An 18440-nucleotide genomic window follows, 5' to 3' on the forward strand; every position below is an offset into this window, starting at 1 on the left:
AGTGTTACCATGGGCAGTATAAGCAGAAAAACGGTCTGGGTCACGGGAGCTTCCTCCGGAATTGGCCGTAAACTAGCCGAAGAACTTAGCAGGCATTCCTGTAATCTCATTATCTCATCCAGGAAGGAGGAAGAACTTCATGCAGTCAAAAAGGGATGTAGCAATCCGCAAAGTATTTTTGTTTTGCCTTTGGACCTTAAAAATCATGATGGCATGAAGGAACTGGTTCAACAAGCACATGAGGCCTTTGGCCCTATAGATATTTTAATCAACAACGCGGGAGTTAGTCAGCGGTCCTTAATCAACCAGACTGACTTTTCTGTCTATAAAGATTTGATGGACATCAATTACCTAGGTACAGTGGCATTGTCCAAGGCCATACTTCCTTATTTTATTGAAAATAAAAGTGGACATTTTGTAACGGTAACCAGTTTAATGGGCAAGTTTGGTTCTCCTTATCGGTCAGGGTACTGCGCAGCTAAACACGCCCTGCACGGTTTTTTTGATGTGATGCGAATGGAACATGAAAAAGATGGTGTAAAAGTGACCATGGTGTGCCCAGGTTTTGTTCAGACCAACGTTGCCAGAAATGCCCTGACTGCTGACGGAGCGCCACAAATGGAAGACGATATTGCCACCCAAAATGGTCTTCTACCCGAAGTCGCGGCCAAAAAAATAATCAAGGCCATTGAAAAGGAGAAGTTTGAGGCTTATGTTGGTAGAGGTGAAATTAAGGGAATCTATTTGAAGCGGTTTTTCCCTAAGCTATTGCACAAAGTGGTCTTAAAAAGTCAGGTTAGGTAATCAATTAAAGTTGAACCAAAACCGAACTCCCTCTTGCTGTTTATCTATGTTGAGTTTGGACTGAAGTTGATTCACCAATCTGTTCATCAATCGGATTCCCATAGATGAGTGCGCTCTTTCATCTGCATCTTCAGGAAGGCCTACACCATTATCTGTGTATTCAAAAAATCCTTGGTCACCATTTTTGCTCAAGTGAATATAGATTTTTCCGTTTTCGTCATTTTCTGGAAAGGCATATTTGAAAGAGTTGGACACCAATTCATTCAAAATCAAACCAAAAGGAATAGCACGATCAATATCCAGTTCTGTTCCTTCGGCGTCAATGGTGATACTTATGTTATGCCCGCCTTTTTTATAAACGGATTGTACACTATTGATCAAACTTTCTATATAACCCTGCATTTCGATAACGGATAAGTCATCATTTTGATAGAGTTTTTGGTGGATAAGAGCCATGGCCTTTACCCTACTCTTTCCCTCTTCCAGAGCCACAATTGCTGCCTTACTTCGAGTGTTCTTGGTTTGTAGACTCAAAAGGCTGGATACCATCTGGAGATTGTTCTTCACCCTATGGTGAATTTCTTTCAATAAAGAATCCTTTTCTACCAACGCATTTTCAATAATATGTTTTTGCTCCGCAATAAGACGCTGGTTCTTTATACTTTTTAGGTAAGCGTAGACCAAACCGGCAAATCCCAGTAAGGTAAATATGAGTGAAATGAAAACAAGATTTATTCGCTCATCCTTGGCCTTCATCTCGCTACGAGCCAACTCATTGATTCTTTTCTGCTCATCGATAAGACGCTGAGAATTTTCCAAATCCTCATTGGCAACGATAGTGACCAACTGTTGCTTTATGATTGCTGATTGTTTTTGGGCCAACGAATCCTTTATGCGTTCGTTACGTTTGTAATAGGTTGCCGCATTCCTAAAGTTTTCTACCCTATCATAATAGGCCGCCAATAGGCTATTACGCTTAATGTTCTGTAGAATGCTGATGTTCTCAAATTCAATATCAAGATTGGTTTTGGCCGTAGTGAATCTTTCAAGTTGCAAATTGGCATCTGCCAAATAAAGTGTGTTCTCCACTACTTCGCTTTTGTGTCCATTTTTGGAGGAGGTATCCAACACTTCAATACTATTTTCAAGTAAGGGAATGGCAGTTTCGTACTCACCTAGCATTACATGGCACTTGGCAATATTTCCTTCTATCTCAGCCTTTAACAAGTCGCTTTCAAAAAGCTGTGCTTCTGTTTTTTCTGTAGATATGTCATTGATGAAAACATCTAGATAGGCCTTTGCCTTTTTTAACTCACTTAGAGCAGTGGGTGCAGAATTGTCCAATCTTAGATAGTTACCCACTTTGCTATGGTACCTGGCCAATCCGTATGAATCGTTGTCAGCGATAGTAGGCTTGACCTCCATGATGTACTGATTACGCGCTTTTCTATACAATCCCAGATTGCTATAGATATCATAGAATGCAACATTTTGGGTGAAACCCAACTCTCGTTTCTGTTTTCTTACCTCAATTTGTTTATCGAACAATTGAAGGTTTGCGTAGTTATCGTCCAGAACTTCAAGTACAATTTTTCTAGAATTGATGTCCAGTGAATCCAATATTACATGAAGTTCCTTGGCCAAGGCCGTACTCTTGTCAAACTCTCCAAGATCATTGTACAATTGGGCCTGCATTACCCTGTAAAGTCTTGAAGCCGTAGAGTCGTTTGTCTTTTGCGCATTGGAAAGGTATACTTTCACCGTGTCCAACCAATCATAAGCGGAATTGATCGTATATCTATTGATGGAACCAAAAAACATATCGAACCTATCGGAGGCCAATTGGGTGTCCTGAAATTCTCTTAGAGGGTTTTGTTCCTCATCTTCCGTTGATTGAGCAGAAGCAACGGGGAAAATCCCAAGATAGAGTATAATAAAAAGTAGTCTGACGTAACGTTCCATTAATTTATTCAATAGTACTTTCAACAAAAAATTGAAATGCTATATGTAATGTGCCCTTTATATATCAAAAGCCCCTACTATTGAATTTAATTTGAGTTCGGATAATTTATATCCTGAACTTTTAGGTCTTTAAGTCAATGTATGGGGTTTATAAAGAACGTTAGATTAGCATCAAAATTAAATCCAATAAGGAAGACTTGTTGGCTATTGTTGTGAAACCATGAATTTCTGTTGTGAAAAGAGCACCCACGTATGCCAAAATACATTTTGTCGATGTTTTGTGCATTTCATGGAATCTTCCTACAGCGGACAAAATGACAAAAACAAAAAAGGCCTTGTTTTACCAACAAGACCCTTTTACGAGAACACTATATGAAAATGAAAAAAATTACTTTCTTAATTAATTACACTGCTAAAGTATAGCGAGCACTGGCCAATTGAAAAATATTGTTGTGAAGGTGTCCAAAAATGTGGTCATTGCCATTTAATGATGAGTAACAATAAAAAAGGAGCCCAATTGGGCTCCTTTCAAAATCTTTTTCAGAATAAACCTTAACTATTCATTGAAGAAATAATGAATTCCTTGAAATCTTTTGAAATGGGAATGAGGTTATTGTTGATCATAATATCCTTTGAATTGATTGCATCAATATGATCCACATTTACAATGTAAGATTTGTGCGCCCTGTAAAATTTATTCTTTGGCAGTTTTTCCAGATAGTCCTTTAGTGGAGAGCGAACCAAGAACTTCTTATCCGCAGTATTTACCTCAAGGTAAACATTGTCCGCTTTTATAAACTGGATATCACTAAACTGAATTCTGTAATAGAGGTGTTGCTTCTTTACAAAGATTGAGTCCTTCAGTACAGAATTGGAAGTAATCGTGTCTTCGTCATTTCCTAAAACTTCCTGGCCTTTCTGTTTCTTGCTGTAATTAAAATTAGAGAGTGCAATCTCTATTGAAGTGTAAAGGTCCTGCTGTTCAAATGGTTTAACCAGATAACCATCAGGTTTTACCGTTTTTGCATTTTCAACTGTAGCCCTATCAGAGTTGGAGGTTACAAAGATGAAAGGAATATTGTAGGCGTCCCTGATGTGCTTGCCGAGATCTATCCCCGTCTTATCCGATGCCAGTATTATATCTATCAACACCAAGTCAACGTGATTGTTTTTCAATACGTCAACGGCTTGTTCATACACAATTACATTGTCGACAATTTCATAGCCAATCTCCTCCAACATGGATTGCATATCATCTGCTATGATCACATTGTCCTCGACAATTAATATTTTAATGGGATGTTCCAAATTAATTTATGTTAATGGGTTGTTAATCAAAATTACAAAAAATTATTAACAGCGATATAGAAGAGAACGGCCAGCAAAAAGGTACTAAGGGCCAATTTTTTCAACTCCCCATCAAGCTCTTTGGGAACTTGTGTAACCATTACTTTTCTAAAATGAATGGCAATGGGTAAAAATGCCAAAAAGTAATAAGAATTTCTAAGGGGTATTTTTTCAATCCATGTAAAACCTAAAAGACAGCCAAAAGCAATTATCAAAAGTGAAAAATGATATCGCTTTCCATTCTGGAATCCCATTTTTACCACCAACGTATGTTTGCCGTGTTTTTCGTCGGAAATGATATCCCTTAAATTGTTCAAGTTCAGAACTCCAACACACAAAAGCCCAATTGTAATTGCCGGAAGCATCGCGCTCCAACTCCAACTTTTGGTATACAGGAACATGCTGCCCAATACACCCAACAATCCAAAAAACAAAAAGACAAAAACATCTCCCAATCCCTTGTATCCATATGGATTGGAGCCCATAGTATATTTTACTGCTGCCCATATGCTGAGTATTCCCAGAACAAAAAAGATGAGTAAATACAAGATGTTTTCACTTCCAAAAGCCTTAAGCAACAACCACACAGCAAGAATCAACGAAATGATTATAGAGACCCAAATACCTTTTTTGAGTGCAGACTGACTCAACAATCCGCTTTGCAATGCCCTAGCAGGGCCAACTCTATCTTCATTGTCCGTTCCCTTTACTCCATCTCCATAGTCATTGGCGAAGTTGGAGGTGACTTGAAAGCCCACGGTTGTCAATAATGCCAAAACAAAAACTCCCAGCTCAAATGCTCCCTCTTTCTGGGCAAGAGCTGTACCAACAATGATACCTGATAATGAAAGTGGTAATGTTCTTAATCGAGCTGCCTGAATCCAGGCCTTAACGTTTCCCAAACTAATACGGGTCTTCTATTTTAATCCTTTTTCCGTCTTTATATGAAGCAACGAATGCATCGTCAAATCCCATTTGCACCAACTGCTGTCTAAAGGTCTGGGCTTCCGTAAGGGTTTCAAAATTACCCAGGGAATAGGCATAAAATGGATTGGTTTTTACAAAAAGTGTGTTGGTCAAAGCTTCAGAGGCGAGAGTTACGTTATTGTCCACAAAGGACTTGACTTGGACCGAGTATATTTTCTCCTTGTCCAAAAATTCTTTTGCCAGATAAAATTCCCTTACCAAACTGAGTTCTTCGTTTTGAGACTTTAAATTATCAATTCGAGATTTAATGGCATCCAAGCTATCAATGGAGACCAAGAGATTGCTCTGTTTTTCAAACGAGTTTTTACTGCTGAGACCGGCCGTAAAAGATGTTATTGCCAACGTACCTACCAAAAATAAGCCAGTAATCCCTAAAAGTATATTGCGTTGTAGTCTTATTTTGCGGAGGTCCTTATTTTTAAATTTAATCTGGTCTAACAGTCTTTCGTTGATTATCTGGGCCTTGTCAATATCCTTGTGAAGGTCCAGTAGATCACTTTCTTCAATAAAAGGCATATTAAAGTGGTATTATGTTCAAAACTACATCTAAGGTCGTAGCTTTCAAATAGTTAATGTAAGGTTACACAAATGTAAACTATTTGTTGAAAGAAAAAAACCAGTAAATGGCAATTTGCCCAAGGAATATCAACAATTTGGACCTCAATGCTTCAAGTGAAGATTACAATAAGTGGATACCATCTTCCCTGATTTCAATTTTTCTTTGTTTGTACAAGGCACCTACTCCTTTTTTGAAAGCTTTTTTACTGATCTGAAGTTTATTCTTTATCTCCTCGGGAGAAGATTTATCATGCAATGGCAAGAACCCGTTGTTCCGCTCCAGCTGTTCAAATATCAATTGAGCTGTTGGCTCGAGCATTTTAGCTCCAATCGGTTGTAATGAAACATCTATTTTAGAATCCAGTCTCATGTTTTTGATGTAACCCTTCAACTGATTTCCAATCTCAATTGGTTTGAAAACATCACTCTCAAAAACCAACCCTTTGTGTTTGTTGTCAATTATTACTTCCCAACCTAGAGGAGTTTTTCTGGATACGAGTAGCTCAACCTCTTCGTTCACTTCATACATGGCTTCCTTATTGGACAAAAACCTATCAATTCTGCTGGAGCCGGTCAATCTAAAGGTTTTTTCATCCATAAAGCAATGAACCACATACTTGTTCCCTTCCTGCATTCTAATTGCTTGTTCCCTAAAGGGCACCAACAAATGCTTTTCTAATCCCCAATCTAAAAAGGCTCCATACTCCCCTACCTCAACTACTTCCAAAAATGCAAAACCATTTCGGACAATCTTTGGGTTTATCGTTGTAGCAATTGGGCGCTCGCTGTTGTCCAAATAACAAAAGACCTGCAGCTCCATATCGATCTCGCAGTTCTCGGGAACATATTTGTTTGGCAATAGAACCTCAGTTCCTTCATCATCACCCAAGAAAAGCCCTATGCTTGTACTTCGCAATACTTTTAAAGTATTGTAATTTCCCAATTCTATCATGCGGTAAAGGTAGACGAAATAATGGGGTACAAAAAAAGCTGCTTAAAAGAGCAGCTTTCCTTTGGAGTTTTTAATTGTAGATCGATTCTTTTCCAAAATGCTTTGTCAGCATATAGTAAATCACAGCTCGATATTTGTTCTTGTCCGATCTGCCGTATTTGTCTATTACACCATTTATGGCATCCAATAGGTCCGGACTGTCCGAGAGACCCAACTTTTTGATTAAAAAGTTGTTTTTTACAGTTTCCAGTTCCTTTTCGTCAGAACCGGAAACTCGCGAAGAGTCCAAATTGTAAATAGCAGGTCCCAATCCTACGGTTACCTTGGTCAAGAGGTTCATATCCGGAGCTTCTCCAAATTTTTCCTTGATATCGGCCACGTACTTTTCAATCTGTTCTTCTCTTTTGTTCATAATGGATGCTGGTCTTTTAGGTTTTATACTTATTGCCTAAGATATAAAATTGAAGTAGTCAAGCAAAATCGTATCGTTCTGCTCTCTTGGTGTTGTTATTTCCAAGATTTTTGGTTGTTGGGATTCTTGATAGAAATCCTTTAAACATCCCTTGAGCCCTTCTAAATTATTCGCTTGATGATATTCAAACCCATACATTTTTGCCAAATGCTCTGCAGCGAAATTGTGCTTGGTCTCAAAAAAGGTGGCAAATTCTTTGGTATCCTCATTGCCTGGTAAAATCCTGAAAATTCCACCGCCTGAATTGTTCACTAAAATAATTCTAAAATCTTTTCGGATGTGCGAGCTCCAAAGTCCATTGCTATCATAAAAAAAGCTCAGGTCTCCCGTAATCAAAAGTGTTGGCGATTGATGGTGTACCGATGCTCCCACCGCTGTGGAAACACTACCATCTATACCACTTGTGCCCCTATTACAAAACACCTTTAGCGATTCTTGCATTGGGAATAGTTGTGTGTATCTTACCGTGGAACTATTGGACAGATGTACTTGGTAATCCGAAGGTATAGATCGGATTATTTGGTCGTAGACCATAAAATCTGAAAATGGGATTTGCTTTAAATAGGTTTCCCTTTTAGTTTCATAGTCGCTCTTGACCTTGCTCCATTTAGATTTATAATCGCTTTGGGGTTTTTCCAAAGAATCCATCGACAGAAAAAAATCATTTGGGTCAGCTTTAAGATGTCTCGAAAGACAGAAAAAAGTATCGTATGCCTTTTTAGGGTCAATGTGCCAATGATATTTTGGTTTGAATTCCCTTAAAAAAGCTTTGATTTTTTTTGAAACTATCATTCCGCCAAAGGTCACAAGAACCTCTGGTTGCAATGCTCGGAAAAGTTCTTCCTTGTTACCTGACTTCTCAATCGGCGCAATAATGCTATCAATGCTGGGGAAAAAATCTGGATGGTGCACATTGGATGTTGTTTCCGTAAACACCAAAGTATTGGCATCATGTGCTAGAACTTTTAAAGTTTCATCGCTAATTGAATCCGGGGGGTTCACCCCTACCAAAACCATTTTCCTTTCGCTATTAGTCCAAATTTTGCTCAAATCTTCCCAAGTTTCGATATTGGAGGTAATTCCAACTTCTTCTGATTCATTGGGAGTATTGATAATTGGAGCGTCCGTGGTTCCGTACAAAGGTTCTTCAAAAGGAATGTTAATGTGTACCGGAAAACTCTCATTGACAGCTACATGAATGGCCTTTTTTAACTCTGCTTCATTGAATGTTTGAATCTCTTCTTGAGAAAATTCAAGTAGGTCCTTACCATATTTTTTTACTTCCCCAGCGGCATGTACCACATCTTGTCTTAGGTTAGCCGAATATCCAATATGTTCTTTAAGAACATTCTTTTGTCTGATGGTTTGCCCATCTCCTATATCAATTCTGTAATGTGGTCTATCCGCAGAGATTACCAGTAATGGGATGTTGCTGTAAAACGCTTCGGCCACAGCGGGATAATAATTCAAGAGCGCACTCCCTGATGTACAAACCACCGCTACGGGTTCCTTGAGCTGTTGGCTCATCCCCAGGGCAAAAAATGCCGCGCAACGTTCATCAACAATGCTATAACAATTGAAAAAAGGGTTTTTGGTGAAGCTTATGGTCAAAGGGGCATTCCTAGAACCTGGCGAGATCACTATGTTTTTAACTCCTTTGGATTTGAAGTATAGCACAAGTGTTTGTGCCGAAGGAATATCTGAATACGTCATCACCTACAAAAATACGTCCCTTTAACATATTCGCCCAAATTGGAAAGCTTCAAATTACAGAATATTGAGCATGGTCAAGCTTTTGTTCTGAATCTCAATCCATTCACTTTCAGGATTGGACTCAGCGGTAATTCCTCCCCCAACATAAATGGAAGCGGTTCCTTCAGAAAGTTCCATACACCTAAGGTTAACAAACAGGGAAATCTCACCAGGAGAATTCAGGTTAATTTCGCCTAAAAATCCAGTATAAAAACTTCGGTCATAGCCTTCATTTTTTTTGATGAACTCCTTGGCTTTTTGTGTTGGAATGCCGCATACAGCAGGAGTGGGATGCAAGGCCATTATTATTTTCTTGATATCCGCATTGGCAGGAAGATTTCCCTTTACCTCAGATTTCAAATGCCATAGATTTCCTGCCCTTACCGATTCTGTCTTTCCTATTTCAAAATTAGCTACGGTATGCTCCAATTTCTCTCTGATATAGTCGGACACCATTTTCTGCTCCTCTATTTCCTTTGGTCCCCATTCTGGTTTTGTATTAGCAGTATAGGGCAATGTAGCTGCCAAGGACATGGTACTCAAATTTCCGTTTTTTATATGAACCAGTGTCTCAGGTGTAGCTCCGCACCACATCCCCACTTTTGGATGATAGAACAGGTAACAATAAGCATTGGGATAATTGGCAAGTAATTTTTGTAAAACCTCAACAGGTTTTTTTGAGGAACTATAGTCCACCCTTCTAGAGAGGATTACTTTTTTTAAATTTCCAGTACTAATTTCTTCAATACCCTTTTTGACCAAGTTGATATGGACCTCCTTGTCAATATCATTGATTTTCAACTCTCCTTTTTGCGTGGGTAAAATTGAGGGCACTTGCACCTTGTGTAACTCATCCGGTTTGATTAGGACTGCGTTTTCTTCTGAATGAAAAGGAGCAAATACAAACCCTTTTTCTTGAAAATCTGCGGTTCTGAAAAGGTCCTCACCAAATTGAAAAACAGCGGTAAGCTGACTTTCCTTCGGTTTTCTGAATACGGCAATAGGGAGTTTCCGCTTTAAGTGCGTATCAATTTTGGTAAGAAGCTCTTGGAATTCCTTATTTTCTGGGTAAGGCAATAGTGGTCAGTTTACAGTTTGAAATTAAATTTCCCTCTTCATCAGTAATCTTTATTTCCCAAAGCTGGGTGGTACGCCCTTTGTGCAAAATAGAGGCCCGTGCATATACATAACCTTCTTTTATGGACTTTACATGGTTGGCAGCTATCTCAATGCCACGTACATAGAATTCCTTTCCGTCCAAAAAAACATAGGAGGCCGCACTGCCCACGCTTTCGGCCAAGGCCACAGAAGCACCTCCATGGAGGACCCCATCCGGCTGATGTACTCTAGGAGTTACGGGCATACGGGCCAGTAAAAAATTCTCCCCTACATCAATGTAGGTTATATCCAAAGTCTCCATCAATGTCCCTTTGCAAATTTCATTGCATACGGACAGAATTTTCTCTTTATGGGCTTCCATAGTTCTATTTTTCGTAAAATTACACAAAGCTATTGCAAACCTTTTAAGTACCCATGATTTTATGTCCCAAAAAGAAAAGACAGTAACATATACTGCAGAGAACACATATCTCACCCAAAATTCAATTACGGAAAAGACCAAAAATGTATGGTTGGTGCTTCACGGCATGGGTTATTTAAGCAGATACTTCATAAAGTATTTTAATACTTTGAATGCAGATGAAAACTACATCATTGTTCCTCAGGCTCCATCAAAATATTATCTAAAAGATGAATTCAAACATGTGGGTGCCAGTTGGTTGACAAAGGAGAATACTGCTATGGAAATCCAAAATGTAATGCATTATATTGACGCTGTTTTTGAGGCGGAGCAGATTCCTTCCCATTTGAATCTAGTGATTTTTGGATTCTCCCAAGGAGTATCCATTGCCACCCGATGGATGGCCCATAGAAAAGTGAAATGCAAAGCATTGGTCCTTTATGCGGGCGGAATACCAAATGAGCTGAAAAAGGAAGATTTTGATTTTGTGGATTGGGGTCAAACATCCATAACAATGATCTATGGAGATACTGATATCTATTTGACCCCTGAGCGCTTGAAAATTGAGCAGACCAAAACTGAAAAGTTATTCAGCGGGCGTGCAGAGATCATTACTTTTGAAGGTGGTCACGAAGTAAAACCTGAAATAATACAATCCTTACTTAATGAAGAACAGTAAAAGATCCATTGCCCATGTAACCTTGGTTGTCCGGGAATATAATGAAGCCATTGAATATTACACCCAAAAACTGGGATTTGAACTAATACAGGATATTGACCTGGGCGATGGAAAAAGATGGGTCTTGGTCTCACCTAAAGATTCAGATTGCAAGTTGGTGCTGGGGAAGGCTGATAGCGAGAAACAGCAAAGTGCTATCGGAAACCAAACCGGAGGGCGGGTATTTCTTTTTTTGCATACCAGCGATTTTTGGTCAGACTACAATGCCATGAAGCAAAAAGGTGTTGTTTTTACCGAGGAACCTAGAGAGGAAGCATACGGCACTGTAGTGGTTTTCAAAGATCTGTACGGAAATCTTTGGGATTTATTGCAATTGAAATAACTATTGGGGCTCCTCAGCTTTTTCTTCAGGATAGTATGTAATGACTCTTGAAGTGTAGGTGTTACCCGGAGTAATTATCTTTCTTACCCAATTCTTTGCGGGATTGTTATCGAATTGAAAAATAAAATCCTGAACAGATTCTGTGTTTGCAGTTCTTGTAATCACCCTTTCCAATACCCCATCGGCATAAGAGTACATCATTTTTTTATCTGAAACAAACTTCTTTGTGCTTGGATCAAAGGCGAAGACTTCTTCAGAAACCAGCTTGCCGTCAACATCAATTATTTTCTCAACGGCAGTATTGGCCTCACCATCAACATACTCCTTGGTCAAGATTACCTGTCTTGGTCCTTTTGAGCTTTTTTGCTCCGAAGTTCTCGTTGATTTTTCCAAAATTCCATTGGAGAAAATACTCTTTGTAAGCTCATTTTTATAAGGTACGTATTCGCAAGTCATCTCATCTACACCCTCAGCATTGGAAGTTATTATTTTAACCAACTTTTCCTCTTCATCATAAATATATTCCTGCTGCTCCAAAAATTCCTTGTCGTACGAAATGATCTTTTCCAACACCCTTCTGCTGGGAACCGTGTCAATGGTATAAAAGTTAGCCATGGAGGTGGTTTCATCCAAAATCTTGTTTTTGTAGCTCTCCATTCTTTTTTCCACCAGCTCTCCTTGATTGTATTTGTAATAGGTAATATCCTGGTCGGAATCATTATACTGGGTCACAGTTTTGGTCAATATACCTTCGGTATTGAATTCGAACAACTCCTTGCCATAGTCTGTAATCACCAAACATGATTTGACTTTTCCCTTGAGATCAAAATCCTCCACCTTGAATATCTGCACCTCTTGCGACCGTAACGTAGAAACAAGGAAAAGAGCCAAGAATAATAATGCAGTGTAGTTTTTTGTCATAGTGTAAAATTACTTCTAAATAGATCAACTGGAAAATCTATTGCACACACCGTGCCTAAATTAACCAAAAGAAAACATGGTTTAAAAACTACGCTGCGGATGAAATGCTTCTAAATCCATCGAAGGATTCTTCCCGGAGATTATTTCGGTTACCAACTTTCCTGTTGCTGGGCCCAGGCTCCACCCCATCATGGCATGGCCAGTTGCGATGGTCAGGTTGTCAAATTTGCTTGTCTTGCCTATATAAGGAAGTCCGTCCGGAGTTACAGGCCGAAGTCCACATTGGGCTTTGGATTTATCTTCTTCAGAAATTTTTAGGCCTTGGTAAAAACGTTCCGCTCCAGCAGCAATGGCTGCCACCCGTTCTTTTCTGATCGTATTGTTGATTCCTGAAAATTCCATGGTACCCGCAAAACGGGTGAATCCGTGCATTGGAGTTACGGCCATTTTGGCTTCCAGTAAAATAGCTGGTGTAGAAATATTGGTAGGAGCTTCTACATTGATTCGATAACCTTTTCCGGCCTGCATCGGTAACTTCAGCCCAAGGCTTTTGGCAAGTTGTGAGGTCCATGATCCAGCGGCCAAGATTACCTCATCAGCTTGATAACTGGATTGGTCCGTGACCACTCTCAAAAGTCTGTCTCCATTTGTTTCAATATCCACAACCGCTTCATTTCTATTGATTTTTACACCTTTTTTCAAGAGATGGCCCATCATAAACTCCATAAATTGACCAGGGGTTGTATGCCAATCGCAGAAATAATGGATGGCGCCTTTGGCATTGAACTCTATCTGAGGTTCGGCCTTTCGTAAACCTTCTTTGTCCAAATGATACACTTCCAACCCAAGTTCACTAGCTTTTTTGGCAACCTCCATTTCATGATCTCTTTCCTTTTCAGTCTGATAAACCATCAACAAGCCTTTGTTCTCAAGTTGAAACTCTCCAAGGTCACCGGATGATTTTATTCCTTCGTAGAGCTCCTTACTAAATAGGTTGATATCCCTGATGATGGGCATGGCCTTTTCTACTTTAGCCTTTGTAGAGGATTTTTTGAAATACCATGACCATTTTAGAAACTCAAGGTCCAATCTGGGTTTCATGTAAAATGGACTTGAGGAATTGAACATATACCGAATTCCTTTGGATATCATACCCGGAGAAGCTAGGGGAACTATATGACTGGGTGTTAGATAGCCCGCATTTACAAAAGATGCCCCAGAGTCAATATTGGACTTATCCAGTACTGTAACCTCATAACCTTCTTTTTGAAGGAAATAAGCGCAGGACAATCCAATAATTCCTCCCCCGATTACCAGTACTTTTTTGTTCTTTTCCATATCAGATTACTTGAAATCCATGCGCATATGGATCGTCCGTCTCATCAATAGTTATTGTATTCCTACCATATACTTTTGCCCATCCCTGAATACTTGGGATTATGGCCTTCTTACCCCCTATTGAGGTTTCTGCCTCCACCTTACCAACAAACTTGGACCCTATATAGCTTTCATGAACATAGGGCTCTCCCTTTTTTAAAGCACCTTTGGCATATAGTTGCGCCATACGTGCCGAAGTCCCTGTGCCACAGGGAGAACGATCTATGGCCTTATCGCCATAGAACACGGCATTTCTTCCCGATGAATTCTCATCCAAAGGAGTTCCGGTCCACAAAATGTGGGAAACATGGTTGATGTTGGAATTTTCTGGATGAATAAAGTGCTTCGGATATTTCTCGTTTATGGCCTTTCTGATTTCTTGCGAAAAATTTATCAAGTCTGATGCAGAGTAATCTTGAATTCCCGAGAAATTTTCCTGTGCATCGACAATGGCATAAAAATTTCCACCATAGGCAACATCAAAGGTCAATTCTCCTAAAAATGAAGAGTGGACGGTATAGTTTTCTGCCGCCAAGTAACTTTTCACATTGGTAAAGCGTACCCACTCCACTTTCTTATTTGGCTTATGGTATTCGATTTCGACCAAACCCGCTGGGGCTTCCATTTTGATTTTTCCCGGTACTTTAGGTTCAATGAGACCCTCTTCTAAAGCAATGGTAATCATTCCTATAGTTCCATGTCCGCACATGGGCAGGCATCCACTTGTTTCAATAAAGAGTATGGCAATGTCGTTTTGAGGGTCATGCGGAGGGTACAGAATACTTCCGCTCATCATGTCATGCCCCCTTGGTTCAAACATCAACCCTTTTCTTATCCAATCAAATTCCTTTAGGAAATGCTGTCTTTTCTCTTCCATGGAACCGCCCTGTAAATTGGGGCCTCCTTCCACAACAAGTCGAACTGGGTTTCCACAGGTATGGGCATCAATACATGTAAAACTGTGCGCGCTCATTAAAACTCTGGTATTTCTGGCCTGGTTTTTACACCTTCCGCAATAATTGACAAGACACGGTCCCGTTCTTCCCCTTGCAAGGGCATTCTGGGCAATCTAACATTTTCAGTGCCAATACCGGTTGCAACTTCGGCTAATTTAATGTTCTGCACCAGTTGCGGATTGATATCCAGCTCCAACAATGGCATAAACCATCTATAAATATCCGTGGCCTCCTTAATTCTTCCTGCTTTTACCAACTCATAAATGGCTACGGTCTCACGAGGAAAGGCACATACCAGTCCGGCCACCCATCCATCAGCTCCCATGATGAGGCTCTCCATGGCCAAAGTATCCACCCCGCAAAGAATGTTAAGCCTGTCTCCAAACCTGTTCTTTATTCTGGTAATGTTAGTAATATCCCGAGTAGATTCTTTTACCGCTTGAATATTGTTATACCGCAACAATTTTTCAAACATATCCAAGGTAACCTCTATTTTGTAATCCACAGGATTGTTATAGATCATAATTGGTAAGGAAGTAGACTTTGCAACTGCTTCAAAATAGGCCACCGTTTCATAATCTGTGGCATTGTACCGCATTGGTGGTAACATCATAAGGCCTGAAGCCCCTTGTTTCTCAGCATTTTCTGCTGCCTTCACCGCATCTCTTGTAGTTTGTTCTGCAATATTGATTATAACAGGAATCTCTCCATTAATCAATGCTACAGTATGCTCTACCAATTCTCGTTTTTCATCAACAGAAAGTGTACTTGCCTCCCCCAGGGTTCCTCCCAAAATAATGGCATGTACTCCTGCTTCTTTTTGGGCATTAATGTTCACCGAAAACATTTCCAAATCCAGTTGGTCATCCGCGGTAAACTTGGTAGTTACTGCTGGCATCACTCCTTTCCATTCAAATTTTGTCATGATAACTTGCTTTCCAACAAAAGTAATTTGATTTCCTTTTCCTGAATTCCTGAAAATTAGCTGAAAATTCCTTTATTTTATCCAAATAACTTCTATAAGCGACAAGTTTAAGGTAATTTTTAAGCAATTGAAGGTTTACGATTTTAAGATACCAAAAAAGCCGGGGCAGCACATTGTCTTGCAACGAGATAGAGGTATTGCCTTTTTTGACAAACTTCATCAGCATAGTGAAATACAGATTACCCAAATTATTACCGGACATGGTAAACTGATTGTTGGTGATAGTGTTCACTCTTATGAAGATGGAGATTGCTTTGTAATAGGTAGTGAGATTCCTCACCTTTTCAAAAGCTCAAAAAGCGATATCGAATCCCATATGATCTCCCTATTTTTTGCCAAGAATTCCTTTGGTCCCTCTTTTTTTGATCAAATGGAATTTGAAGAATTAAAATTTTTCTTCCAAAATTCTGAGCTTGGGTTCAAAGTGCTGTTAAATCCAGATGAGTTGTCCGAGGAATTTGAGAATTTTTTTGGCATGGGGCACCTTTCCAGGTTTATTGCCTTCTTGAATCTTCTAAAAAAATTGAACGATGCAGAGAAGACCATCCTATCAGAGTTTGTTCCCAAAAAGGAAATTTCAAAAGATCAAGGAGAGCGACTAAGAGTTGTTTTTGATTATGTGATTGAAAATTTTCAACATAAGGTTGATTTGGAAACGGTGGCCAGACTGGTGCATATGACTCCAAACTCATTCTGCAGGTTTTTTAAACAACGGACCAACAAGACTTTTTTTAAATTCTTGATTGAGGTAAGAATTGAACATGCTTGCCAGTTGTTGATTAACAATAGGGATTTATCTATAGCAGAGGCAGCGCATTTGTCCGGTTTTCAGTCTATCTCAAACTTCAATAAAAAATTCAAGGAAATAAAAGGAGTAAATCCTTTAAAATACCTCTCCCAAATCTCCTAAAACAATCTACAAAACCAGTATTCAGTCCATTTTGTTTGCCTATTTTTGAGCAATTATCAGATAAACAAGGATATATGAAAAATCTCTTTTTAGTTGCCTTCGGATTGGTACTTTCCTGTAACTCTTCTCAAAAAACGGTCTCGGAAACTTCCAAATCCCAAGAACCCATAGATCCCGTGACTTATGCACAGACAATTACTGAAGATGAGCTTAAGGAACACCTTTACATCTATGCTTCAGACGAGTTTGAAGGAAGGGAAACTGGAGCTCCTGGGCAAAAGAAAGCTGCAGATTACCTTAAGGCCCAGTATGAAGCTATGGGTATAAAAGCAGCAAAAAAAGACGGCAATTACTTTCAAAAGGTACCTTTAGAAGTGGCCAAAGTACCCAGCGGAACCATCAGCCTAAATAGCTCTGCATTTGAGGTTGGCGAAGATATCCTGACCTTCAGTACAGCAACTGGTGATTTCAATGAAGTTGTTTATGCCGGTTATGGTGTCGAAGAAGGCGGTTATTCTGATTACGGAAGTTTAGATGTAAACGGTAAGTTGGTGCTTATAAAAGCCGGTGAACCCAAGGACAACAATGGGAATTATATAGTTTCGGGAACTAAGAAAAAATCGGTTTGGAGCAATATGTCCGAGGCCATGGAGAAAAAAATGCAGGTCGCTACGGAAAAAGGAGCTAAGGGTATTCTCTATTTTGACTCAACCAATTTCCCAAGATACAAGAGGTACTTCGACTATATGAAGACCAACAACAGTGGCAAAATGGAGCTGGCCGAAGACAGCAGTGACAATTTCATTGTATTGTTAAATGAAAAGTCTGCAACGGCACTAAAAGAGGACATTCAACAAGACCATGTTTCCAAAGCTTGGAGTGCTAAGGTCAACCTCAATGTAGTAAGCGGAAATGATAAAATAGATTCCGAAAATGTTGTGGCCGTTCTTCTAGGTTCCGAAAAACCTGATGAATACGTTGTGGTCTCCTCTCACCTAGATCATATTGGAGTAACTGCAAGCGGAGAAATAAATAATGGCGCAGATGATGACGGCTCTGGTACGGTAGCTCTTTTGGAGATTGCCGAAGCCTTTAAAAAGGCTGCCGAGAATGGACATGGCCCTAAACGTTCTCTAGTTTTCCTTCATGTGACCGGAGAGGAAAAAGGACTTCTGGGCTCAAGATATTATACGGATGTTGACCCCATTTTTCCGCTGTCTCAAACAGTGGCCAATCTTAATATTGATATGATTGGAAGAATTGACCCCAAACGAGATGGGGACAGAAATTATGTATACCTCATTGGTTCTGACAAATTGAGTACGGAGCTGCATAATCTTTCCGAAGAAATCAACCAGAAATATGCAAATCTGGAGCTTGATTACAAATACAATGATGAAAATGATCCCAATAGATTTTATTACCGAAGCGATCATTACAACTTTGCCAAGAACAATATTCCTATAATCTTTTACTTTAATGGTACGCATGATGATTACCATAGACCTGGAGATACCCCAGACAAAATAAACTATGATCTCTTGGAAAACCGCACGCGGCTCATTTTCCACACGGCTTGGGAAGTGGCCAACCGCGATGACAAAGTAATTGTTGATAAACCGGCCAAGTAAGAAGAATTCATAAAACAAAAAAGCCCACCTAAAGGTGGGCTTTTTTTGGGTGGAAGACCGGGTTCGAACCGGCGACCTCTGGAACCACAATCCAGCGCTCTAACCAGCTGAGCTACAACCACCATAAAGCGGAGGCAAAAATACTTCATTGTATTGACTCAACCAAAAGAAATCGAAATTTACGTCTTTACATTTTTTAAAAAGGAAAAGGACAGTTTTATCCCTACTGAAAATCAATAGATTTTA

At 39.6% G+C, this 18440-nt stretch carries 18 protein-coding genes and 1 tRNA gene; 5 read left to right on the forward strand and 14 right to left on the reverse strand.

Annotated features, from left to right (window positions below):
- Positions 1–9 precede the first annotated feature (9 nt).
- Positions 10–804, forward strand: a complete 795-nt coding sequence (locus tag DX873_RS06245) for an SDR family oxidoreductase (RefSeq protein WP_116183627.1) — start codon at positions 10–12, stop codon at positions 802–804.
- On the opposite strand, the gene DX873_RS06250 is transcribed toward DX873_RS06245, so the two are convergent.
- The 9 genes from DX873_RS06250 to DX873_RS06290 form a co-directional block, all read right to left on the reverse strand.
- Positions 805–2766, reverse strand: coding sequence for a sensor histidine kinase (locus tag DX873_RS06250; protein WP_116183628.1), 1962 nt, complete (start codon positions 2764–2766; stop codon positions 805–807).
- Between the two features lie 552 nt (positions 2767–3318).
- The gene (locus DX873_RS06255) at positions 3319–4074 is read right to left on the reverse strand and encodes a LytR/AlgR family response regulator transcription factor (protein WP_116183629.1); all 756 of its coding nucleotides are present in this window, start codon (positions 4072–4074) and stop codon (positions 3319–3321) included.
- 32 nt (positions 4075–4106) lie between these two features.
- Positions 4107–5015, reverse strand: a complete 909-nt coding sequence (menA, locus tag DX873_RS06260; RefSeq protein ID WP_116183630.1) for a 1,4-dihydroxy-2-naphthoate octaprenyltransferase — start codon at positions 5013–5015, stop codon at positions 4107–4109.
- Position 5016: 1 nt separating this feature from the next.
- Entirely contained in the window at positions 5017–5616 is a 600-nt protein-coding gene (locus tag DX873_RS06265) for an SPOR domain-containing protein (RefSeq protein WP_116183631.1), read from the reverse strand.
- A 163-nt stretch (positions 5617–5779) separates the two neighbouring features.
- Positions 5780–6610, reverse strand: coding sequence for a CvfB family protein (locus DX873_RS06270; RefSeq protein WP_116183632.1), 831 nt, complete (start codon positions 6608–6610; stop codon positions 5780–5782).
- A 70-nt stretch (positions 6611–6680) separates the two neighbouring features.
- Positions 6681–7022 (reverse strand): DUF2853 family protein, encoded by a 342-nt coding sequence (locus DX873_RS06275; RefSeq protein ID WP_116183633.1) that lies wholly within the window; start codon positions 7020–7022, stop codon positions 6681–6683.
- A 36-nt stretch (positions 7023–7058) separates the two neighbouring features.
- Positions 7059–8795: a 2-succinyl-5-enolpyruvyl-6-hydroxy-3-cyclohexene-1-carboxylic-acid synthase gene (gene menD / locus DX873_RS06280; protein ID WP_116183634.1), complete on the reverse strand. Its 1737-nt coding sequence runs from the start codon at positions 8793–8795 to the stop codon at positions 7059–7061.
- A 54-nt stretch (positions 8796–8849) separates the two neighbouring features.
- A complete protein-coding gene (locus DX873_RS06285) occupies positions 8850–9911 on the reverse strand; it encodes a chorismate-binding protein (protein WP_232520871.1) in 1062 nt (353 codons plus the stop codon).
- Positions 9892–10314: a PaaI family thioesterase gene (locus tag DX873_RS06290; protein WP_116183635.1), complete on the reverse strand. Its 423-nt coding sequence runs from the start codon at positions 10312–10314 to the stop codon at positions 9892–9894. Before DX873_RS06290 ends, DX873_RS06285 begins: the two co-directional genes overlap by 20 nt.
- A gap of 61 nt (positions 10315–10375) precedes the next feature.
- On the opposite strand from DX873_RS06290, the gene DX873_RS06295 reads away from it, so the two are divergent.
- Complete coding sequence (locus DX873_RS06295) at positions 10376–11032, forward strand: alpha/beta hydrolase (RefSeq protein ID WP_116183636.1); 657 nt, start codon at positions 10376–10378, stop codon at positions 11030–11032.
- Positions 11019–11414, forward strand: a complete 396-nt coding sequence (locus DX873_RS06300) for a VOC family protein (RefSeq protein ID WP_116183637.1) — start codon at positions 11019–11021, stop codon at positions 11412–11414. The genes DX873_RS06295 and DX873_RS06300 overlap by 14 nt, the downstream gene beginning before the upstream one ends.
- Here DX873_RS06300 and DX873_RS06305 read toward each other — a convergent pair whose 3' ends face one another.
- From DX873_RS06305 to DX873_RS06320, 4 genes are all read right to left on the reverse strand, one after another.
- On the reverse strand, positions 11415–12335 hold the full coding sequence (locus tag DX873_RS06305) for a hypothetical protein (protein WP_116183638.1): 921 nt from the start codon (positions 12333–12335) through the stop codon (positions 11415–11417).
- An 81-nt stretch (positions 12336–12416) separates the two neighbouring features.
- Positions 12417–13673, reverse strand: a complete 1257-nt coding sequence (locus tag DX873_RS06310) for an NAD(P)/FAD-dependent oxidoreductase (protein WP_116183639.1) — start codon at positions 13671–13673, stop codon at positions 12417–12419.
- A gap of 1 nt (position 13674) precedes the next feature.
- Positions 13675–14685: a 4-hydroxyproline epimerase gene (locus DX873_RS06315; RefSeq protein WP_116183640.1), complete on the reverse strand. Its 1011-nt coding sequence runs from the start codon at positions 14683–14685 to the stop codon at positions 13675–13677.
- The gene (locus DX873_RS06320; RefSeq protein ID WP_116183641.1) at positions 14685–15593 is read right to left on the reverse strand and encodes a dihydrodipicolinate synthase family protein; all 909 of its coding nucleotides are present in this window, start codon (positions 15591–15593) and stop codon (positions 14685–14687) included. Before DX873_RS06320 ends, DX873_RS06315 begins: the two co-directional genes overlap by 1 nt.
- Before the next feature lie 127 nt (positions 15594–15720).
- On the opposite strand from DX873_RS06320, the gene DX873_RS06325 reads away from it, so the two are divergent.
- Together DX873_RS06325 and DX873_RS06330 are read left to right on the forward strand one after the other, a co-directional pair.
- Positions 15721–16563 carry an AraC family transcriptional regulator gene (locus DX873_RS06325; RefSeq protein WP_116183642.1) on the forward strand — a complete coding sequence of 281 codons (843 nt, stop codon included), beginning with the start codon at positions 15721–15723 and terminating at the stop codon, positions 16561–16563.
- Between the two features lie 74 nt (positions 16564–16637).
- Positions 16638–18194 (forward strand): M28 family peptidase, encoded by a 1557-nt coding sequence (locus tag DX873_RS06330; RefSeq protein WP_116183643.1) that lies wholly within the window; start codon positions 16638–16640, stop codon positions 18192–18194.
- Positions 18195–18241: 47 nt separating this feature from the next.
- Here DX873_RS06330 and DX873_RS06335 read toward each other — a convergent pair.
- Positions 18242–18317, reverse strand: a tRNA-His gene (locus DX873_RS06335).
- Positions 18318–18440 lie beyond the last annotated feature (123 nt).

This window comes from Flagellimonas nanhaiensis, from assembly GCF_003382275.1.
GTDB lineage: Bacteria > Bacteroidota > Bacteroidia > Flavobacteriales > Flavobacteriaceae > Flagellimonas > Flagellimonas nanhaiensis.

Excerpts from the sequence above, each read along its gene's own strand:
- DX873_RS06245 (WP_116183627.1), top strand. The coding sequence starts at position 10 with ATGGGCAGTATAAGCAGAAAAACGGTCTGGGTCACGGGAGCTTCCTCC.
- DX873_RS06250 (WP_116183628.1), bottom strand. The coding sequence starts at position 2,766 with ATGGAACGTTACGTCAGACTACTTTTTATTATACTCTATCTTGGGATT.
- DX873_RS06265 (WP_116183631.1), bottom strand. The coding sequence starts at position 5,616 with ATGCCTTTTATTGAAGAAAGTGATCTACTGGACCTTCACAAGGATATT.
- DX873_RS06270 (WP_116183632.1), bottom strand. The coding sequence starts at position 6,610 with ATGATAGAATTGGGAAATTACAATACTTTAAAAGTATTGCGAAGTACA.
- DX873_RS06275 (WP_116183633.1), bottom strand. The coding sequence starts at position 7,022 with ATGAACAAAAGAGAAGAACAGATTGAAAAGTACGTGGCCGATATCAAG.
- menD (WP_116183634.1), bottom strand. The coding sequence starts at position 8,795 with ATGACGTATTCAGATATTCCTTCGGCACAAACACTTGTGCTATACTTC.
- DX873_RS06290 (WP_116183635.1), bottom strand. The coding sequence starts at position 10,314 with ATGGAAGCCCATAAAGAGAAAATTCTGTCCGTATGCAATGAAATTTGC.
- DX873_RS06295 (WP_116183636.1), top strand. The coding sequence starts at position 10,376 with ATGTCCCAAAAAGAAAAGACAGTAACATATACTGCAGAGAACACATAT.
- DX873_RS06300 (WP_116183637.1), top strand. The coding sequence starts at position 11,019 with ATGAAGAACAGTAAAAGATCCATTGCCCATGTAACCTTGGTTGTCCGG.
- DX873_RS06305 (WP_116183638.1), bottom strand. The coding sequence starts at position 12,335 with ATGACAAAAAACTACACTGCATTATTATTCTTGGCTCTTTTCCTTGTT.
- DX873_RS06310 (WP_116183639.1), bottom strand. The coding sequence starts at position 13,673 with ATGGAAAAGAACAAAAAAGTACTGGTAATCGGGGGAGGAATTATTGGA.
- DX873_RS06315 (WP_116183640.1), bottom strand. The coding sequence starts at position 14,685 with ATGAGCGCGCACAGTTTTACATGTATTGATGCCCATACCTGTGGAAAC.
- DX873_RS06320 (WP_116183641.1), bottom strand. The coding sequence starts at position 15,593 with ATGACAAAATTTGAATGGAAAGGAGTGATGCCAGCAGTAACTACCAAG.
- DX873_RS06330 (WP_116183643.1), top strand. The coding sequence starts at position 16,638 with ATGAAAAATCTCTTTTTAGTTGCCTTCGGATTGGTACTTTCCTGTAAC.